The organism is Streptomyces sp. NPDC060028 (genome assembly GCF_042736725.1).
Classification (GTDB): domain Bacteria; phylum Actinomycetota; class Actinomycetes; order Streptomycetales; family Streptomycetaceae; genus Streptomyces.
On the sequence record NZ_JBHWVJ010000166.1, the window covers coordinates 1 to 2,191 of the forward strand.

Here is a 2,191-nt window from a genome sequence, read left to right on the forward strand (position 1 = left end):
CTTGGGACCGACTCCAGCCCCAGGATGCGACGAGCCGACATCGAGGTGCCAAACCATCCCGTCGATATGGACTCTTGGGGAAGATCAGCCTGTTATCCCCGGGGTACCTTTTATCCGTTGAGCGACGGCGCTTCCACAAGCCACCGCCGGATCACTAGTCCCGACTTTCGTCCCTGCTCGACCCGTCGGTCTCACAGTCAAGCTCCCTTGTGCACTTACACTCAACACCTGATTGCCAACCAGGCTGAGGGAACCTTTGGGCGCCTCCGTTACTCTTTAGGAGGCAACCGCCCCAGTTAAACTACCCATCAGACACTGTCCCTGATCCGGATCACGGACCGAGGTTAGACATCCAGCACGACCAGAGTGGTATTTCAACGGCGACTCCACAACCACTGGCGTGGCTGCTTCAAAGTCTCCCACCTATCCTACACAAGCCGAACCGAACACCAATATCAAACTATAGTAAAGGTCCCGGGGTCTTTCCGTCCTGCTGCGCGAAACGAGCATCTTTACTCGTAGTGCAATTTCACCGGGCCTATGGTTGAGACAGTCGAGAAGTCGTTACGCCATTCGTGCAGGTCGGAACTTACCCGACAAGGAATTTCGCTACCTTAGGATGGTTATAGTTACCACCGCCGTTTACTGGCGCTTAAGTTCTCAGCTTCGCACGCCCGAAAGCGCACTAACCGGTCCCCTTAACGTTCCAGCACCGGGCAGGCGTCAGTCCGTATACATCGCCTTACGGCTTCGCACGGACCTGTGTTTTTAGTAAACAGTCGCTTCTCGCTGGTCTCTGCGGCCACCCCCAGCTCACGGAGTAAATCCGATCACCAGTGATGGCCCCCCTTCTCCCGAAGTTACGGGGGCATTTTGCCGAGTTCCTTAACCATAGTTCACCCGAACGCCTCGGTATTCTCTACCTGACCACCTGAGTCGGTTTAGGGTACGGGCCGCCATGAAACTCGCTAGAGGCTTTTCTCGACAGCATAGGATCATCCACTTCACCACAATCGGCTCGGCATCAGGTCTCAGCCTTAATGAGGGACGGATTTGCCTACCCCTCGGCCTACACCCTTACCCCGGGACTACCACCGCCCGGGCTGGACTACCTTCCTGCGTCACCCCATCGCTTACCTACTACCACCTTGGATCAGCGGCTCCACCACTTTCCTTTCCCCGAAGGGTCCGGAACGGCTTCACGGCTTTAGCATCAGAGGATTCGATATTGGGCGTTTCAAAGCGGGTACCGGAATATCAACCGGTTGTCCATCGACTACGCCTGTCGGCCTCGCCTTAGGTCCCGACTTACCCTGGGCAGATCAGCTTGACCCAGGAACCCTTAGTCAATCGGCGCACACGTTTCTCACGTGTGTATCGCTACTCATGCCTGCATTCTCACTCGTGAACCGTCCACAACTAGCTTCCGCTGCTGCTTCACCCGGCACACGACGCTCCCCTACCCATCACAGCGGGCGTTGGCCCTATTGCTGCAATGACACGACTTCGGCGGTACGCTTGAGCCCCGCTACATTGTCGGCGCGGAATCACTTGACCAGTGAGCTATTACGCACTCTTTCAAGGGTGGCTGCTTCTAAGCCAACCTCCTGGTTGTCTCTGCGACTCCACATCCTTTCCCACTTAGCGTACGCTTAGGGGCCTTAGTCGATGCTCTGGGCTGTTTCCCTCTCGACCATGGAGCTTATCCCCCACAGTCTCACTGCCACGCTCTCACTTACCGGCATTCGGAGTTTGGCTAAGGTCAGTAACCCGGTAGGGCCCATCGCCTATCCAGTGCTCTACCTCCGGCAAGAAACACGTGACGCTGCACCTAAATGCATTTCGGGGAGAACCAGCTATCACGGAGTTTGATTGGCCTTTCACCCCTAACCACAGGTCATCCCCCAGGTTTTCAACCCTGGTGGGTTCGGTCCTCCACGAAGTCTTACCTCCGCTTCAACCTGCCCATGGCTAGATCACTCCGCTTCGGGTCTAGAGCGTGCAACTCAATCGCCCTATTCGGACTCGCTTTCGCTACGGCTTCCCCACACGGGTTAACCTCGCTACACACCGCTAACTCGCAGGCTCATTCTTCAAAAGGCACGCAGTCACGACCCATTGGGTAAACCCAATGAGCGACGCTCCCACGGCTTGTAGGCACACGGTTTCAGGTACTATTTCACTCCGCTCC

The 2,191-nt window shown here is 56.3% G+C and carries 1 rRNA gene (cut by a window edge); it reads right to left on the minus strand.

Annotated features, from left to right (window positions below):
• Positions 1-2,191: ribosomal RNA gene (locus tag ACFWBF_RS37115) — 23S ribosomal RNA — on the minus strand; its annotated part runs 119 nt beyond the window's last position; the annotation flags it as partial.